This window comes from Leptospira barantonii, from assembly GCF_002811925.1.
GTDB lineage: Bacteria > Spirochaetota > Leptospiria > Leptospirales > Leptospiraceae > Leptospira > Leptospira barantonii.
In genome coordinates this window covers 473,369-490,000 of sequence record NZ_NPDS01000001.1, presented here as the reverse complement: position 1 = coordinate 490,000, position 16,632 = coordinate 473,369, and the positions used below count along the sequence as shown (strand labels likewise).

General features: G+C 45.0%; 16 protein-coding genes (1 of these 16 running past the window's edge). 8 read left to right on the top strand and 8 right to left on the bottom strand.

Annotated elements, in window-relative coordinates:
* Window positions 1–1,561, top strand: the 3' portion of a protein-coding gene (gene sph, locus CH367_RS02320; protein ID WP_100760892.1) for a sphingomyelin phosphodiesterase. 122 nt of this gene lie to the left of the window's left edge; 1,561 of the gene's 1,683 nt are visible here — the last part of the coding sequence; its start codon lies beyond the left edge, outside the window; it ends in the stop codon at window positions 1,559–1,561.
* Window positions 1,562–1,607: 46 nt separating this feature from the next.
* A complete protein-coding gene (locus tag CH367_RS02315) occupies window positions 1,608–2,216 on the top strand; it encodes a glycosyltransferase (protein ID WP_100760891.1) in 609 nt (202 codons plus the stop codon).
* A 3-nt stretch (window positions 2,217–2,219) separates the two neighbouring features.
* Here the strand turns inward: CH367_RS02315 and CH367_RS02310 are convergent, their stop codons facing one another.
* Together CH367_RS02310 and CH367_RS02305 are read right to left on the bottom strand one after the other, a co-directional pair.
* Entirely contained in the window at window positions 2,220–2,849 is a 630-nt protein-coding gene (locus CH367_RS02310) for a CDGSH iron-sulfur domain-containing protein (protein ID WP_100760890.1), read from the bottom strand.
* 124 nt (window positions 2,850–2,973) lie between these two features.
* The gene (locus tag CH367_RS02305; RefSeq protein ID WP_100760889.1) at window positions 2,974–3,978 is read right to left on the bottom strand and encodes a hypothetical protein; all 1,005 of its coding nucleotides are present in this window, start codon (window positions 3,976–3,978) and stop codon (window positions 2,974–2,976) included.
* 527 nt (window positions 3,979–4,505) lie between these two features.
* On the opposite strand from CH367_RS02305, the gene CH367_RS02300 reads away from it, so the two are divergent.
* Complete coding sequence (locus tag CH367_RS02300; protein ID WP_100761323.1) at window positions 4,506–6,806, top strand: neutral/alkaline non-lysosomal ceramidase N-terminal domain-containing protein; 2,301 nt, start codon at window positions 4,506–4,508, stop codon at window positions 6,804–6,806.
* A gap of 73 nt (window positions 6,807–6,879) precedes the next feature.
* Here the strand turns inward: CH367_RS02300 and CH367_RS02295 are convergent, their stop codons facing one another.
* Both CH367_RS02295 and CH367_RS02290 read right to left on the bottom strand, forming a co-directional pair.
* A complete protein-coding gene (locus CH367_RS02295) occupies window positions 6,880–7,500 on the bottom strand; it encodes a trimeric intracellular cation channel family protein (protein ID WP_100760888.1) in 621 nt (206 codons plus the stop codon).
* 2 nt (window positions 7,501–7,502) lie between these two features.
* Window positions 7,503–8,192, bottom strand: a complete 690-nt coding sequence (locus CH367_RS02290; protein ID WP_100760887.1) for an HAD-IA family hydrolase — start codon at window positions 8,190–8,192, stop codon at window positions 7,503–7,505.
* 103 nt (window positions 8,193–8,295) lie between these two features.
* On the opposite strand from CH367_RS02290, the gene CH367_RS02285 reads away from it, so the two are divergent.
* The 3 genes from CH367_RS02285 (at window position 8,296) to CH367_RS02275 (ending at window position 10,821) form a co-directional block, all read left to right on the top strand.
* Entirely contained in the window at window positions 8,296–8,991 is a 696-nt protein-coding gene (locus CH367_RS02285) for a DJ-1/PfpI family protein (protein WP_100761322.1), read from the top strand.
* Between the two features lie 234 nt (window positions 8,992–9,225).
* Window positions 9,226–10,215, top strand: coding sequence for an aldo/keto reductase (locus CH367_RS02280; RefSeq protein ID WP_100760885.1), 990 nt, complete (start codon window positions 9,226–9,228; stop codon window positions 10,213–10,215).
* Between the two features lie 3 nt (window positions 10,216–10,218).
* Entirely contained in the window at window positions 10,219–10,821 is a 603-nt protein-coding gene (locus tag CH367_RS02275) for a TetR/AcrR family transcriptional regulator (protein ID WP_100760884.1), read from the top strand.
* Window positions 10,822–10,954: 133 nt separating this feature from the next.
* Here CH367_RS02275 and CH367_RS02270 read toward each other — a convergent pair whose 3' ends face one another.
* Entirely contained in the window at window positions 10,955–12,169 is a 1,215-nt protein-coding gene (locus CH367_RS02270; RefSeq protein ID WP_100760883.1) for a serine hydrolase domain-containing protein, read from the bottom strand.
* A gap of 180 nt (window positions 12,170–12,349) precedes the next feature.
* Between CH367_RS02270 and CH367_RS02265 the strand changes: the two genes are divergently transcribed.
* Together CH367_RS02265 and cutA are read left to right on the top strand one after the other, a co-directional pair.
* Window positions 12,350–12,832 carry an LIC_10730 family protein gene (locus CH367_RS02265; RefSeq protein ID WP_100760882.1) on the top strand — a complete coding sequence of 161 codons (483 nt, stop codon included), beginning with the start codon at window positions 12,350–12,352 and terminating at the stop codon, window positions 12,830–12,832.
* Window positions 12,833–12,951: 119 nt separating this feature from the next.
* Window positions 12,952–13,284: a divalent-cation tolerance protein CutA gene (gene cutA, locus CH367_RS02260; protein ID WP_100760881.1), complete on the top strand. Its 333-nt coding sequence runs from the start codon at window positions 12,952–12,954 to the stop codon at window positions 13,282–13,284.
* A gap of 49 nt (window positions 13,285–13,333) precedes the next feature.
* On the opposite strand, the gene CH367_RS02255 is transcribed toward cutA, so the two are convergent.
* Genes CH367_RS02255 through CH367_RS02245 form a run of 3 tightly spaced genes read right to left on the bottom strand, consistent with a single transcriptional unit; the run spans window position 13,334 to window position 16,624 of the window.
* The gene (locus CH367_RS02255) at window positions 13,334–13,933 is read right to left on the bottom strand and encodes a rhomboid family intramembrane serine protease (protein WP_100760880.1); all 600 of its coding nucleotides are present in this window, start codon (window positions 13,931–13,933) and stop codon (window positions 13,334–13,336) included.
* 16 nt (window positions 13,934–13,949) lie between these two features.
* Window positions 13,950–15,950 carry an excinuclease ABC subunit UvrB gene (gene uvrB, locus CH367_RS02250; protein WP_100760879.1) on the bottom strand — a complete coding sequence of 667 codons (2,001 nt, stop codon included), beginning with the start codon at window positions 15,948–15,950 and terminating at the stop codon, window positions 13,950–13,952.
* A 5-nt stretch (window positions 15,951–15,955) separates the two neighbouring features.
* Window positions 15,956–16,624: an ATP-binding protein gene (locus CH367_RS02245; RefSeq protein ID WP_100760877.1), complete on the bottom strand. Its 669-nt coding sequence runs from the start codon at window positions 16,622–16,624 to the stop codon at window positions 15,956–15,958.
* Window positions 16,625–16,632: the final 8 nt, after the last annotated feature.

The following is a 16,632-nucleotide window of genomic DNA, read 5'->3' as shown; positions in this document are numbered from 1 at the left end:
AAATGACAATCAAAATCACACAGATACAAACCTATTCACATCACTTTTAGGAATCTCAAATTCAACATTCAATATTTTGAATCTATCTTCCAAAGACAAAAACGAACAGTTACAATTTTCAGAAAACGAACAAATCAAAATTCTCGCCCATAACGTTTATATGCTTCCGAATCTCATATCGAATTGGGGACAAACGGAAAGAGCGCAACGAATTGCAAGTTCGGATTATATAAAGAACCAGGATCTGATCGTCTTCGAAGAAACCTTCGATACCAACGCGAGAAAAATTCTCTTGGACGGAATTCGTTCCCAATATCCGTTCCAAACCGACGTCATAGGAAGAACCAAAGACGGCTGGGATTCGACTCTTGGAAATTATAGATCGGCTTCGATCACGAACGGAGGAGTCGTAATCGTAAGCAAATGGCCCATCGAAGAAAAAGTTCAGTACGTATTCAACAATGCGGGATGCGGCGCGGATTGGTTCTCCAACAAAGGATTCGCTTACGTAAGAATCAACAAGAACGGAAAGAAAATCCATCTAATAGGAACTCACGTTCAAGCGGCGGATTCGGCCTGCTCCGACTTGGGTAGATCCGTAAGAACGGAACAATTTACGGACATCAAAAATTTCATCGCTTCCAAAGGAATTCCGAACACGGAAACGGTCCTCATAGCGGGCGACCTAAACGTCGTCAAAGGAACATCAGAATATTATGATATGATTTCTATTCTCAACGTAAACGAACCGAAATACTCGGGAGTTCCGTTCACCTGGGACACAAAGACCAACGAAACTACCGCCTACTCCAACGAAGACGCGGCTCCCGAATATTTGGATTATATTCTCGTTTCAAAAACGAATTCTCAACCCCAGGTTTGGCAAAACCTAGCATACGATCCGATCTCGACAAAAACTTGGAACGTTTCCGGATATACGAGCGATGAATTTTCGGATCATTATCCCGTTTACGGTTTTATCTATGCGGACGCAAACACTCCGACACGTTCGGGTCATAAAAGAAAATACGATCAGGTTTCTTTTGTTTCGACTGCGACCGGAAAAAGAATCCAAGCGGATTCTTCCCAAGCGGACGGATGGCTGAAGGCGAACACAACCGTTGAAACGATGGAAACAAAATTCAATTTGGTTCAAGAGAACAATCCCGATTCAAATCCGTCTTGTATACAAAGCGGAACAATTCGAATCGAACCGTCTCATCGACTGAATTACTTTTGGAACTGGTGGCTCGGTGGGGGCGGCGGGAATTACGCATACTATCCCAAATTCAATGACGGTTCCAATCGACTCGAAATCGTAAACTTGGACGGAGGATGTATTCAGGACGGAAGTAAAATCGCATTCAAAGATTATGATACGTTTTGGAGAAAATACTATTACCTCACCGTATGGAACGGAGAAAGCTGGAACGAATCGATTTATCTTTGGACAAATTCCGCCGGCCCCAGAGAAACCTTTTATCTGAGATTGGATTCTTCACCGGTAAGAGATTGGAGCGCCGATCTGATTTATTCGCCGACTCCGATGATTCTTCCCTAAGAAAAATGAATAGCCTGCGGATTCTAAGATTCTAAATTGAATCCCGATGAAGCAGGTTTCCATCGTCATTCCGGTTTTAAAATCGGATTCGGAATGTAAAAAATTATTGGAAGAACTTCCCTCCTTGATTCCGGAAGATTGGGAAATCGTCGTTTCCGAATCGAACGGAAAGGAAAACCGGGCCAAAACGTTAAACGAAGGCGTTCGAAAATCGAAGGGAGAATTTCTTTGGTTTCTTCACGGAGACAGCAGAATCGATTCGAACTCAATTTCAATATTACAAAAATCGATCATTCAAAATCCGGAAAGATTACACTACTTTAAATTACGTTTTTATCCGAACGGTTTTCTTATGAAGATCAACGCGAACGGCGCCAATCTTCGATCGCGGTTTTTGAATTCTCCTTTCGGAGACCAAGGACTTTGTATTCGTAAGGAGAATTTTTTAAGGTCGGGCGGTTTCGACGAAACCTCCTCTTACGGCGAGGATCTTCTGTTTGTGTGGACCGCGCAGGAAAACGGAATTCGATTAAACCGATTGAACGCGTATTTGGAAACGAGCGATCGTAAGTATAAGAAGAACGGTTGGCTCAAGATCACCTTGATTCATCAGTATCTTTACTGGAAACTCGCCTTCTCCCACTTTCTAAAATAAATTCTAACCTTGAAATCCGTTCTTCTTATGAGTTCCGTCACAAAAGGGTTTGTTCGAAGATCCTCCGCAACGACACAAATAAGCTTCGTGAACTCGATCGATCGTCCTTCCGGTGCCGGAACAGATTTCCAAATTTCCGCCTACCTTCAACGGACCGTTGTGTGTGGCTTTGATAGAAACCTTACCGTTTCTAATTTCCAGTGGAGAAGATTCTTTGGTTAAAGGTTCTCCCGAAGCGGAGAATTTAATTTCATTGTGGCTCGAATCGCAAAACGGTTTGTTTTTGGACGCCCCACAACGACACAACGTTATGCGAAATCCTAAATCGTTTTGACCCGTCAAATCCAGATCCGCGTGAAACGCAAGCGGACCGTTCTCCCTTACGTAAACCTTATTTACGAGAGGAGCCTTTTCGTTTTCGGATTCGTTCTTACTCGTATATCGAATCGCACCCGAAGGACAATTGAGCGCAAGATTTTGAATTTCACCGGCGGTCGCGCGATCCGGATAAATCCATTCTCCTTCCACGTTCGGAACAAAAACGTCCGGTCGATTGAGGACGCAATTCCTGGAATGAATGCATTTTTTACCGTCAAACTGAATCGTTATATTCTTACCGGAAACGGTTTCCATATTCTTACTCCTCGCTTGGGAATCAGAAGTATAACCGATATTTAAAATATTCCAAACTGAATATACGGATTTTAATACGTTCTTCTCGACGGTTTTCGATTTCGCATTATTATTTTTGTCTCTTTTACACTTCCGGTTTCATTCCGTGGGAAAAATCGTCCGTTAAGATTTCAAAGGCGGCCTTTCGTTTTGCGGTGAGCTTGAAGAAGTTCGAATCCTCTTTTCTTTTTACGAACACTTCGGCGTTTGCGATCTTACTATTCAAACAATGTTTCCAACCGCCGGGTGGATTCCAATATTGAAGACAAGCGAAGTCGCGAGGGTCCGCGAAAATTCTCCCCTTGATTTGAATCTCTTTGGAACTCGCCGAAAAATTCCAATCGAAGTAACGATACTTTGCCCTTCCGAATCCGGCCAAGGGATGATTGAGTTTATAATCCTTTCCTCGAAATCGAAACACGATCGGCGTGATCGCCGGAGTCCACAGAGGTCCAATCTTCAACTTTGCGGTCGCAAGTTCTAGAAAAGAATCCGATTCTTCCTCGAAGCCGACCACTTGTCCCCACGCGTATTGATCCGTATGTTTGGATCCCCAGTTGTGGTTGTGGCTTCCGATCCAATTGTCGAGATCGATCTCTTCCGATCCTACATTCAATTTTCCTGATATACGAACCCAAGGATTTCCCACTAAAACCTTTGCCTTCGGAAAACCTCCTTCGTATAAATTCTCGGGAAAAAGAAAAAGCGGAGGACTTCCTCCGGAAATTTTCAGATCCCAGAAAAAATCCTCGGGACCTTTTTTATTTCCGGCCTTTCCTTTCAGATGAGAATCCGAAAGTTCCGAGTCGCCGATCCGAATCGACAAAGGAGTCGGATCGAATTTGCATCGATGGATCGGAAACTCCGACTTGGATACGAAGTGCGTGTTCTGATCACCGTCGAAATAGATCGCCCACAATTCTCCGATCGCTTTTTCCGGATTTCCTTTCGGAGAAAAAATCGTATAACGGATCCAAACCGCCTTACACGCGTTTGGATGATTGGCGCGCACAAACCAACTTTCATAATGTCCGCCCGTGTCGTTCGTTTTAAATCTAGGATGATTGAAATTGGATAGGATCGCGCTCATGGTTTCCTCAAATCGAAATGGTTCCGACTCTTATAAGAGAATCCATTTCAGCCTCAAGTAGAATTCTAACGCTTTTGAGGGATTTTTATACCTTCGATTTCGATGTAGTTTTTTATCCAAACGTTTCAAGGGAGAATTTTCGCGCCCGAATGAAAGCGGGTTGATTCGAAAAATCACAGACGAGCGAGTACAAAAAAAAACACAGAACACGGCATATATCGATTTAAAAATATATTCATTTTTTTGAATGTATTTTAATTCGGTTTAAACTTTTTGCTTGATTTCAAAATAGAACGTTCTACAATTAGATCTCGTCTTACGATCTATCAAAATTCATCCCTTACATCGATTATCTCCCACTTATATTCCGTTTATATTATGGATTTTTAAAACGATAAACGTGTTCTAAAATAGATTCCTCTTTGTTTTATTTTTTATCGAACGCTTGAATTTTACGCCTAATTTTAATTTTTGTTTGACCTTCCTTGATTTTCGGATACGCCTCCAAGAGTTCGGGAGAAATAAAAATGAAAAAAGAGAATTGGAAAATCACGTTCATCGTGCTCGTCTGTTGCGTGTTCGCGGATTGTTCGGAAAAGAAAAACGACAACGATACAATATTAACGTTGTTAAACGAAGGAACGGCTTCGACAAACCTAAACGATCGCAAACCGGTCGACAGCCAAACGTTATTAACATCCACCGCGCCCGATGTGTTTTTAGTGGGCGCTTCCAAGTCCGACATTACGGGACCATTCGTTCAATCCAGCACGGGTTACAACAGCCCGGGAGATCAAATGTCCGGTTTGGCGATGCGTCTTTTTTCAAGAGCATTCGTAATCGAACGTCCGGGCGGTAAGATCGTCGCGATCGTAACGAACGATATGCTTCACATGTATCAAGGTGTGAAGATGGGAGTCGTTCAAAAACTACAAGCGGACGGATACGGTTCCGCATTCAACCAAGAGAACGTGGTTCTTTTTGCGACACATACTCATTCGGCTCCGTCCAACACGTCGTGGTATACTCTATTCAATCTTTTTAATGGAGTTGTGGGCTTTGATAAGGTTCATTATAATATTCTTGTAAACGGAATCACCGAATCGATCAAAGCGGCTTACAATCAAAGAAGAGAAGCGAGAATTCGTTTCGCTTCCGGAAATCTGGTAGGCGCCGCTCACAACCGTTCTTCCGCGGCTTACGAATGGAACGCTGACAAGTCGAATTATTCCAAGAACATAGAAGAGACGATGACTCTTTTGCGTTTTGAAGCGACCGACGGGACTCCGATCGGACTCATCAACTGGTTTGCCGTTCACGGAACTTCCTTGGGGATTTCCAACAGAAGAGCGCACGGGGACAACAAGGGATACGCTTCTCATCTTGTGGAAACTACGATGGGAAATAATTTCGTGGCGGCGTTTCCACAAGGACCGATGGGAGATTCCAGTCCGAACCAACCCAATCCGACCGATATTACCAAACCGTTCCTCAGACCGAACGACTTGGATCCGAACTTGGACGCTCTGGAAAATCCGATCGTTCACGGAACTCTTCAGGGAAACAAGGCTCTCGAACTGTACAACTCCGCTACGACCGCGATTACGGGTAACGTAGGCTATCGACATTCTCACGTAACCTGGAATCAAAAGATCGGAGTCGATCCCGCTTATATCGGTTCGAACAGTATGCCTTGGGATAGCGCTTCCGGCGCGACCACATGCGTCGCGACGATCGGCGGAGGATTTCTCGCCGGTGACGAAGAAGGCGCTCCCGTTGAATTTGCAAAGGAAGGAGAGATTCGAAACGATTTCGTTTTAGAAAACGGAGTCTGGGTAAAAAAGAATTACAATCTCACCAATCTAAGCGGAGCCGCGCAGATCTTAGGAGTGTTCTGGCCTCTCGCACAACTCGCGTTAAACTCCACGAAGTATGAAGGATGCGACAAGGAGAAGTTCACCCTTCTTCCCGTGGGAGAAGTCGACAGCTTTTGGTTTCCGAATCCTCAGGTTCCGTTTGTTCCCGTGATTCTTCCGTTGCAAATTCTTACGATCGGAAACACCGCGATTCTTACTTCGCCGTTCGAGATCACGACACAGGCCGGAAGAAGATTGAAGAATAGAATCTCATCCACTCTATCGAGCGCGGGTTATTCGAACGTGATCGTCTCGGCGATGGCAAACGGTTACGCGCAGTATTTAACCACAAGGGAAGAATATTCCGCGCAAAACTTCGAAGGAGGTTTTACCGCATACGGACCTTGGTCGAACGCCGCGCTTCAGCAGGAATTCGATCGTATCGCAAAGGACATCGTCGCGGGTAGAAACACAAGTCCGGGACCGAATCCTCCCGATCTTTCCAATCAACAGTTCATTCAGACTTGGTTGTCACAGAACGGAATCGTGAACGACGGCGGAGATTTCGGAAAGGTTTTAACGGATGTAAAAACTTCGTATAATAAAAACAAGGATGTCGTCACCGCCAAGTTTCAAGGAACACATCCTCGAGTGGTTCAGGATAAGAAGTTGGACGGAACCCTTTCCTCCTTTTACGATCCGAGTCGTTATACGTATCTCGAGATTCAAAGGAAGAATGGAAGTCAGTGGACAACGATCGCGACGGACAACGATCCTTATACCGCATTCGATTGGGTAAGAACCGGAGGAGATCTTTCTCCCACTTCCGAGGTTACGATCACTTGGCTCGTTCGAAACCAATCTCCGGGAACGTATAGAATCGTCTACAACGGACTTGCGAAACAATTCTGGTTGTTCCTATGGACTTACAAAAAGGTGACCGGAACTTCGAAAGAATTCGTTCTGCAATAACGAGACGACTTTCAAAAACGCCGACGAAGAACTTTATAATTTCCGAATATAAAATTCTCGTCGGCGAAACGTTTTACTGAGGAAGTCGGAAGGTGGGAAGGGAAAGATTAAACCGAACCGCGACAACTCGGATCAAAACCACAAGACAAACGGAGAGACCGGTGTTCCAATCCGGATTTACATTCAAATATCCTAATAAAACATACAAAGTGGCTCCGGCCAAACACGCCGTCGCATAAATTTCCTTACGAAAAATCAAAGGAACCTCGTTGATCAAAGTGTCCCGGATCACTCCTCCGAAAATTGCGGAGATCATCCCGAGAATCACCGAGCCGAACGGATTCACTCCAGTTGCCAAAGAAATTTTCGTTCCGATCACGGTATAAATTCCGATTCCAATCGAATCGAAAACGAAAATCTCTCGTTTCAATTTAGGCCAATACCTTGCAAAAAGAATTGTGATTACAAAACCGATAAAGATCGCCCAAAGAACGTTTTCATCCCGAACCCAAGCGACCGGATAATTTCCGAGTGTGATGTCTCGAAGTGTTCCGCCTCCGATCGCGGTGATAAAGCCCGTAAAAAACGCGCTGAATATATCGTGATGATGACTTTTCCTTTCCGCGGCGGCTAACGCGCCCGAAAGCGCAAAAAATCCGACGCCGATCAATTCTATGTAATACGATAAGTCCATTCTTAAAGAAGACCGATCAACTCCGAAAGAGAATTCAAATCCCCTTCCTCTTTTTTAAGATACGATCTCCAACCGAGAGATTTGGGAACGACCACGTCCAAGTCGTATTTGTCTCCGCAATACACCAAATATTTTCCCGGAAGATCGACGAGCCTCATCGCTTCTTCGAAAATTTTCGGGGAAGGTTTTTCATATCCGAACTCCGCGCTTACGATTACAGGATTCAAATGTTCTAATATACCTTTCGCTTCCAAAAGCGCGCGCAGACGATGATCCCAATTGGAAATCACGCCGAGCCCCCAATTCTCATTCTTACAAAAATCCTTGAGCTCCCAAAAACCCGGATCCACGTTCCAAAGTTCCGGATCGGCGAATCTATGATAGATGATGGGAAACGCTTTTTCAAGCGGAACACGATCGGGAATTCTTTCCAGAAAATCGGAAAGTAATTCCTTCCACCAACCCGGAGTTCCTCCCGAATGAAACTGATATTTGTCCCTGTGTTCGGGCGGAGCATTCTCGTGCATCTTATGCCAGGATTCGGAGAAAGCCTTTCTATAAATCTCTCCGGCGTTTTTCTCCTCTTTCAATCCCGCTTCCAAAAGAATTTCAAGATAGGTTTCGCCCGCGGATTTTTTTAAATGAAGAATCGTGTCGCCCACGTCGAGGAATAGATATTTATCATAACTCACGGACTTAGTTTTGAATGCCCTGTCGTTTTTGCATCAAGGTTTCGAAAGATTTCGAATTCAAAAATGACTTGTAAGTCGCGTTTTAAAGTTCATGCTCTGTGTTATGCCAGGTTCAAATTTTTCGATCGGAATTTTTATCTTTCCCGGCGTCACTCAACTCGACTTCACCGGACCTTTCGAAGTGTTCTCGAGAATCCCGAACGCGAAGGTTTTTTTATTCGCGCAAACGAAAGGACCGATCGATACGGAATCGGGAATGAAATTCTTACCCGATTATGATTTTGCGACCTGTCCCGATCTAGACATTCTTCTTGTTCCGGGCGGTTCGGGTACGACTCTTCTCATGGAAGAATTCGAAGTTTTGGATTTTCTAAAAGCGAAAGCGGAGAATTCAAAATTTATCACTTCGGTTTGTACGGGTTCCTTGGTTCTTGCGGCCGCCAGTCTTTTGGACGGTTACAAGGCGACAACTCATTGGCTTTCTTTGGATGTCTTAAAATTATTTCCGGTTCAGATTTCGGGAGAACGTTTTGTGAGAGATCGCAACCGAATCACCGGAGGCGGAGTTACAGCCGGAATCGACTTCGCCCTTTTTCTCACCGCGGAATTTTTCGGTACGGATCTCGCCGAAGAAATCCAATTGATGATCGAATACAACCCCGCTCCCCCGTTTACTTCGGGTCATCCTACGACCGCAACCTCTCATCTTGTGGAAAAGGTGAAGGTAAGTCGGGAAACGGCTCAGAATCGAAGAAAGGCCGCCGCCATCCGCGTCTTAGAAGCAAGAACTAAAAATTAAGCGAGAATGTAGGAACTACTACGTTCTCCGTAAAGATCCCGCGATTTCCAAAACCATCGACCTTCCGGAAATTTGTGGGAACTCATACAAATTCCACGAATTCCTCTTTCTCCCGCGCCCTGGACTTGTGGGAACTCCTCCAAAATCCGCCCGAGCATGCACCCTCTTGCGATTTTCTACTTGACCTTGGTTACAAATTTCATATTTTGTTACTTGTAACTAAAGGAGAATCAGATGAAACAAAGAAAATTAGGAAATCAAGGTCCTCTCGTTTCGGAAATCGGCCTCGGTTGTATGGGGATGTCGGACTTCTACGGAACGAAGGAAACCCGAGACAGAGCCGAAAGTCTCCGCACGATTCACGCGGCTCTCGACTCGGGAATCAATCTTCTCAACACGGGCGACTTTTACGGAATCGGTCACAACGAACTTTTGATCGCCGAAGCGTTAAAAACCGTTTCGAACAAACCTTTGATCAGCGTGAAGTTCGGCGCGATGAGAACCCCTCAAGGTGGATTCACCGGATACGACGCAAGACCGAACGCGGTTAAGAATTTTGCGGCGTATTCTTTGACAAGACTCGGAGTGGATGCGATTGATATCTATCAACCGTCTCGTGTCGATCCTACGGTTCCGATTGAAGACACGGTGGGTGCGATCAAAGAACTGATCGAAGAAGGAAAGGTGCGTTATCTGGGTTTGTCCGAAGCGAATCCCGAGAACATAAGACGCGCTCATAAAATTCATCCGGTGACAGCTCTCGAAATCGAATACTCGATCGCGACAAGATTGATCGAAAAGGAAATTCTTTCCACGGCGCGAGAACTCGGAATAGGAATCGTCGCCTACGGAGTTTTGTCCAGAGGACTTCTTTCCGGAAAAATTTCGGGCGCGTTGGAAACGGGAGATTTTAGATCCCATTCTCCCCGCTTTATGGGAAAAAACCTTGAATCCAATTTGGAGCAGGTCAATGTGCTTCAAGAACTCGCAAAGGAAAAAAACTGCAGTCCCGCACAACTCGCCATCGCTTGGGTGCTTCATCAAGGAAACGATATCGTTCCTTTGATCGGCTCCACAAGAACGAGTAGCTTGAAAGAAAACTTAGGAGCGATCTCCATCGAACTTTCCAAGGAAGAATTAAAAAGAATCTCCGATTCTTTTCCGGACGGTTCGTTTCAAGGAGAAAGATATCCGGCCTTTCAAATGCAGACCGTAGCCAAATGATTTATGCCCAGAACAGGCTTAACGCCGGAAGAACTTTATAACAAGGCGCTCGATTCGACGGAAGAAGAAATCCGCAAGAACGGAGTCGAGCGTCTTAAGCTGACGGACATCGCAAGAGAACTCAAAGTAAGTCACGCGGCTTTGTATAAATTCTTTTCGGACAAACAGTCTCTTCTGGACGAGGTTTCCAAAAGATGGTTGGATCGAATCGATCGTGAGTTGGAAAAAATTTCCAAGAAGGACGCGCCCGTCGAGGAAATTCTTTTCGAATGGTTTATGACCTTACATCTCATGAAACGCGAAAAAGTATTATCGGATCCGAGACTTTTCAACGCTTTCAATCTTTCCGCCGAAAAAACAAGACCCTTCGTGGTTTCGCATCTTACTCACATGGACGCGCTACTTACCGAATTGGTAAACAAGGGAATGTCCTCCGGAATCTTTTTTTGTTCGAACGCAAAGGAAGGCGCGAGAATTCTTTTTGAAGGAACGGCCTCGTTTCACCATCCCCGTTTGGTTTTGGAATCCATCGACCAGGATCGTAAGGACGCGTTAAGCGCGCTTCTGAAAACGTTGATCGCAGGATTAAAGACGAAAAATCCCTAAAAAATTACGAACAAACGTTTCCGATTCCGAACCGATCGACCCGCGGGTTTCAAGGACCTAGCAAATAGCGGTAAAGATCGACACCGACGCGCAAAAACGGAAAAACTTGCGTGTTCTATAATATTCTTCTTTTCTAATGTTTAGAATGGTGAATCAGATGTGGTTCGTCCAGATCCTTCCAGAGCGCGGCGTTTCCGATCGTGATCGAAGCCTCGTGAATTTCCTTTAAGAACTCCGCTTCCTTCTCCGGATTTTTTTTCTTATCCTTGGAATCCAGAGATTCCTTTACGCCCGCGAGAATCTTATCCAAAAGAAAACTAATCGGCTTATCCCAAATCGCGGAAGTGGTTACGATCACCATTCTTCTGTGAGGAATGACGTACACAAACTGACTTCCCTTTCCGTTCGCCATAAACGTTTTTTTACCTTCGAACTGATGCGTCCAAAGTTGATAACCGTAGTTTTGTCCCGCCCCGGGTTGGATTGCTTGTTTGATCCATTCGGGCTTGAGAATTTTTTTACCTCTATAACTTCCGTTGTCCAGATATAAGGTTCCGAGTTTCAACATATCCACGGGCTTGAGTCGCAAACCGAATCCCGCGGTTTGTCTTCCCGATGGAGAAGTATACCATTCATAACCTTTGAAGTCGAGCCAAGAGAACAAAGTCTTCTCCGCAAAATGAAGGAGGGTCATACCGGCTTTGTTTTCCAAAACCGCCGCGGCCAGTTGAGAATCTCCGTTGCTGTAATCGAACTTAGTTCCCGGTCTATCCTTCACTTCGGGTAACAACGCGATGACGAGCGGATCTTCCGCCGTTCTGATATCGTCTCGTTCCGGAAACTCGGACCAACGCATTCCCGAAGCCATGTGAAGAACGTCCCTGAGCTTCAGGGATTCCTTACCTTCGATCAAAGGAAAGGGAAGATTTCCGAGAGAACGCAAAGAATTCATCACGGGTTCGTCCACATTTTTGAGAATTCCTTCGAAGTTTAAGATGCCGAGTAACGTGGACGTTACGGTTTTTGTAACCGAATAAACGCTGTGATTGTGATTGCGGGTCACACCTCCCGCATAACGTTCCATGACGAGTTTTCCGTCTTTTAAGATCAATAGGGAACGAACCTCGATTCCTTCTTCACGAATCGATTTTGATAAACGAAGTAGAGGTGCGGAATCCAAACCAGCGTCTTCGGGAAGTGCGATTGGAAATCCTTCGAACGGAGAACGATCGAGTTGTTTCGGGGCAAAAGAACGAACCGTGCTTTTTAAAACAACTTCTCCCTCGTGCCCGACGGAGGCGCACGAAAGAATCAATCCGATCCAAATTAGAAAAAGCCAAATTCTCATACTAACACTCACTCTTTTTTTCAACACGTCTTGATCGATTCTTTTTCTTTCGGGTCGTTATTTTTTGAAATTTATTGACGATCAAAAAATTCGACAAATTGCCTTCTAAGTTAGCGATCTTCTTCCTTGATTTTGACTGGCTTTTTTCGGAACGTTTGAGAGAATTTAGAAAGGCCTTCCATGAACTCGAAGTTCGTTCTTCATTCTTTTCTGATATGTATTCTGACGATCTCGATCGTAAACGTGAATTGTTTGGTTCGAGTCGACTGGGATAATCCGAATCAGAAGAGCGATAAAAAAGCTCCTTCTCCCGATGCGTTCCCTACGGCGGAAGAGGCCAACCTAACACAGGTGGAACGAGCCCGATTGATCCGAGAAGGAAAAAGACTCGGACTTTCACCCGAAGGACTCGAACTCGTTCACAGTCAGAGTTCCGGTTATTCCTATGAGAATGCGTGCACACAACTTTTGGCGAAGTGCCAGACAAATTGTATGGAAGAATGGTATCCGTTTACTTCCATCTTTCTTCCTGTGATCGGCTACAGAAGCGCAAAACAAAGACAGTGTATGGATCGTTGTAATCAATTCTGCAAACTTCCGAGCCGAATTCTTTCGGGAGAAACGAGCACAACACCCACCACTCCCGGCCCTCAATCTCAATGAGAATTTTCTAATTTAGAATTTTCTCCTTCGGAACAAACCGTAAAAATCATTTCGGATTAACGGTTAAAAACTTCTTGCCAATTCTTAGAAACCTCCGAATATTTTCCCCCGGAGAAAATATGTCCAGTTCAAACGAGATTATCGTATTTACAACTCTGAGCGATCGGGATCTTGCCGAAATTCAGATTTCCGAGATGCTTCAGGAAGGAATTATCATTTCGGGAACGATTTTTCCCGAGGTTACCCTGATGTATCAGTGGGATGGAAAGATCGCGATGGATACCGAAAATAAAATCATGATCAAAGCCCGATCCGATCAGTATCCGAAAATCGAGGAATACATCATGAAACATCATCCGTATCTCGCGCCCGAGGTGATTAAGCTAGACGTAAGTTTCGGTTCGGATAATTACCGTAAGTTTATCAAAACTAAAATCGAAAAAGCGGGATAAATCTTAACCCGCTCCTTTATAAGTTCGGTTTAAAACCGGAGAAGTGTCCTCAATCTCCGGCGCCGGACATATTCCTGAGAACTCTTCCCAAAATTTCCGGGTCCATCAAAAGTGCGAAGGCGATTCCGCATAACGCACCCCAAAGATGCGCGTCGTGATTGATTCCGTCCGCGGCTCCGCTTCTCGAGGAGAAATAAGTATACGCAAGATACAAAACCGCGTAGATCGCGCCGGGAATCGGAATCGGTATAAACATCATATACAAGGACATGTTCGGATAAAAAAGAATGGTCGCAAACAATACGCCGCAGACTCCGCCGGAAGCGCCTAACGTGGCGTAAAGAGGATTGTCCAAATTTTTTCTCCAGGAAATGACGCTGGTGATCAGAATCGTTCCCAGATAAAAAAGAATATATTTGATCGGACCCACGGTGATTTCCAAATTTCTACCGAAAGAATAAAACGAAACCATGTTGAAGATAAGATGCATCCAATCCGCGTGAATAAAACCGGACGTAAGAAGAGTGTAATAGTTCTTATTTCTTTCCAAACGATACGGAGTAAGAATGAACTTGCCGAGTTTTTCTTCGGATGAAAAACACCAGATACTCATACCGAACGTGACGAGACAGATGATGATCGTTATCAAAATGAATTCCTTTCTTTTAGTTTTCGGTCGTAGATTCGTCCGTTTGGATCGACATCATTTTATCCCGTAGGATTGCGGCTCTTTCAAAATCGAGATCTTTAGCGGCCTTGAGCATTTCTTCGCGGAGTTTATCCTTCAAGTCTTCCTTGTTCGGGAACTTCTTGGAATTGAATTTTTTCTCCAAGTCTTCGAGGATCAGATCCTCCGAAGTTTGTTCCTTTTCCTCTCGTTCGATGATGTCCGCGACTTCTTTCTTGATCGTAAGCGGAGTGATTCCGAATTTCAGGTTATGCGCTTCCTGGATTTTTCTACGTCGATCGGTTTCGTCGATCGCCTTGGTCATCGAATCGGTCATCTTGTCCGCGTAAAGAATCGCGGTCCCGTTGACGTTACGAGCGGCGCGGCCTATGGTCTGTATTAGAGATTTATAATTTCTTAAAAAACCTTCCTTATCCGCGTCGAGGATCGCGACCAAGGAAACCTCGGGAATATCAAGACCTTCCCGTAAAAGATTGATACCGATCAGAACGTCGTAGATCCCCTTTCTCAAATCGCGGATGATCGCGACCCGATCCAAGGTTTCAACTTCCGAGTGAAGATACGCGACCTTCAATCCGATCTCTTCGTAGTAATCGGTTAAATCTTCCGACATCTTTTTCGTAAGAGTTGTGACGAGAATCCGTTCGCCCGCGTCGATCCTTTTGCGGATTTCAACGAGCAGATCCTCGATCTGATTTTTAGTGGGACGCACTTCCACGATCGGATCCAAAAGACCCGTTGGACGGATGATCTGTTCGACCACCTGAGTGCTTTTTTCGAATTCGTATTCAGCGGGAGTCGCGGAAACATACAAAGTTTTCGGAGTCAACGATTCGAACTCTTGAAAGTTCAGCGGTCTGTTGTCGAGCGCGCTCGGTAAACGAAAACCGAAGTCGACTAACGTTTGTTTGCGGGCTTTGTCTCCCGCGAACATTCCTCCGATCTGAGGAATGGTAACGTGGGATTCGTCGACGATCAGTAAGAATTCTCCCTGGAAATAATCGATGAGACATGCGGGACGTTCTCCGGCTTTTCTTCCCGTGAGATGTCTGGAATAGTTTTCGATTCCGTTGCAGTATCCCATTTCCTGAAGCATTTCCATATCGTAGTTCGTTCTGGAAGTGATTCGTTCCGCTTCGAGGAGTTTGTTGTTCTTTCTAAAGAAGTCCGCCTGCGCTTCGACTTCTGCGCGGATGTTTCCCACCGCTTCCTTGACCTTCGGACCGGAAGTGATGAAGTGTTTCGCGGGATATATATAAGCTTTTTCTAATTTAAGAATCGTTTGTGCGGTTACCGGATTGATTCTGCTGATCGAATCGATTTCGTCTCCGAAAAATTCGATTCGAATTCCATCCGTGTGATATGCGGGATAAATTTCGATCGAATCCCCGCGGACACGGAAGTTTCCTCTCGAAAAGTCTATATCGTTTCGGTTGTATTGTATATGAAGAAGTTTGCGGATGACCGCGTCCCGTTCGACGGTATCCCCTACTTTTAATGCGACAACGGAGTTGGTATATTCTTCCGGAGAACCCAAACCGTAGATGCAGGAAACGGAACTGACGATGACGACGTCGCTTCTTTCCAAAAGAGAAGAAGTCGCGCGCAGTCTCAGTTTGTCGATCTCCTCGTTGATGGAACTGTCCTTTTCGATAAACGTATCGGAGGATGGGACGTAGGCTTCCGGTTGGTAATAATCGTAATAAGAAACGAAATATTCGACCGCGTTTTCGGGAAAGAATTCCTTAAACTCTCGAAACAGCTGAGCCGCCAAAGTTTTGTTATGCGACAAGACCAAGGTCGGAAGTCCTAAATTCTGAATCACCTGAGCCATCGTAAAGGTTTTACCGGAGCCCGTGACTCCCACGAGTGTGACCTTGTCCTCTCCTTTCTGAAAGGAGCCAGCGATGTTTTCGATCGCCTTGACTTGGTCCCCTGCGGGTTGATATGAGGAATGAATTTTAAAAACGGATGCCATCTTAACTAAGACAGTTTTTTCTTGGCGTTGAACTGAGCCTGTTTTCTATCTTCGAGAATTTCAAGATCCAGTTCGTCAAAAAGTTTCTGCATGACCATCATACCGCGCATGAGCGTGGCTGTGGAGGAGAATTTTCCTCTTTCGATGTCCTGTTCCAGATTCAGTTCCTTGAGATTGTTTACGATTTTGATAAAAAGAGTCTGATTGCGATCGATGGAATATTCCACTTCGACCTCGGTTCCGTCCCCGTATTTCACCGCGTTTTCCACGGCTTCCAGAGCGCCGATACAAAGATCGATCACGATCTCTTCGGGAGTTCCCTGACTTTTGAGAAAGAATTCGAGACGACTTCGCACATACTGCATCGGTTGATACGCGATTTTGCCGAGAAGAACATAACTGTCCTTAGCCGGGAATTTTTTTCCCTGAATCTGATCCGGATGAATGTGTAATTCTTTCGCGTTGAACTTACTGCGTTTCGCATAACCTGATTCAACGAAACTTTCCAGGATGTTCGCGATGATCGAATTTTCGATATCGGGTTCGTCCTTGAACTTGCGGAGAGTTTCCATACGAATCCAAGCGAAAAAATCGTTCACGGTTCCGGTCAACCCCTGAGAAAGCATCGACTGAATCTGCTTTTCGATTTCTTCTCTGGAGAGGTGGAAGCTCATACTTTATC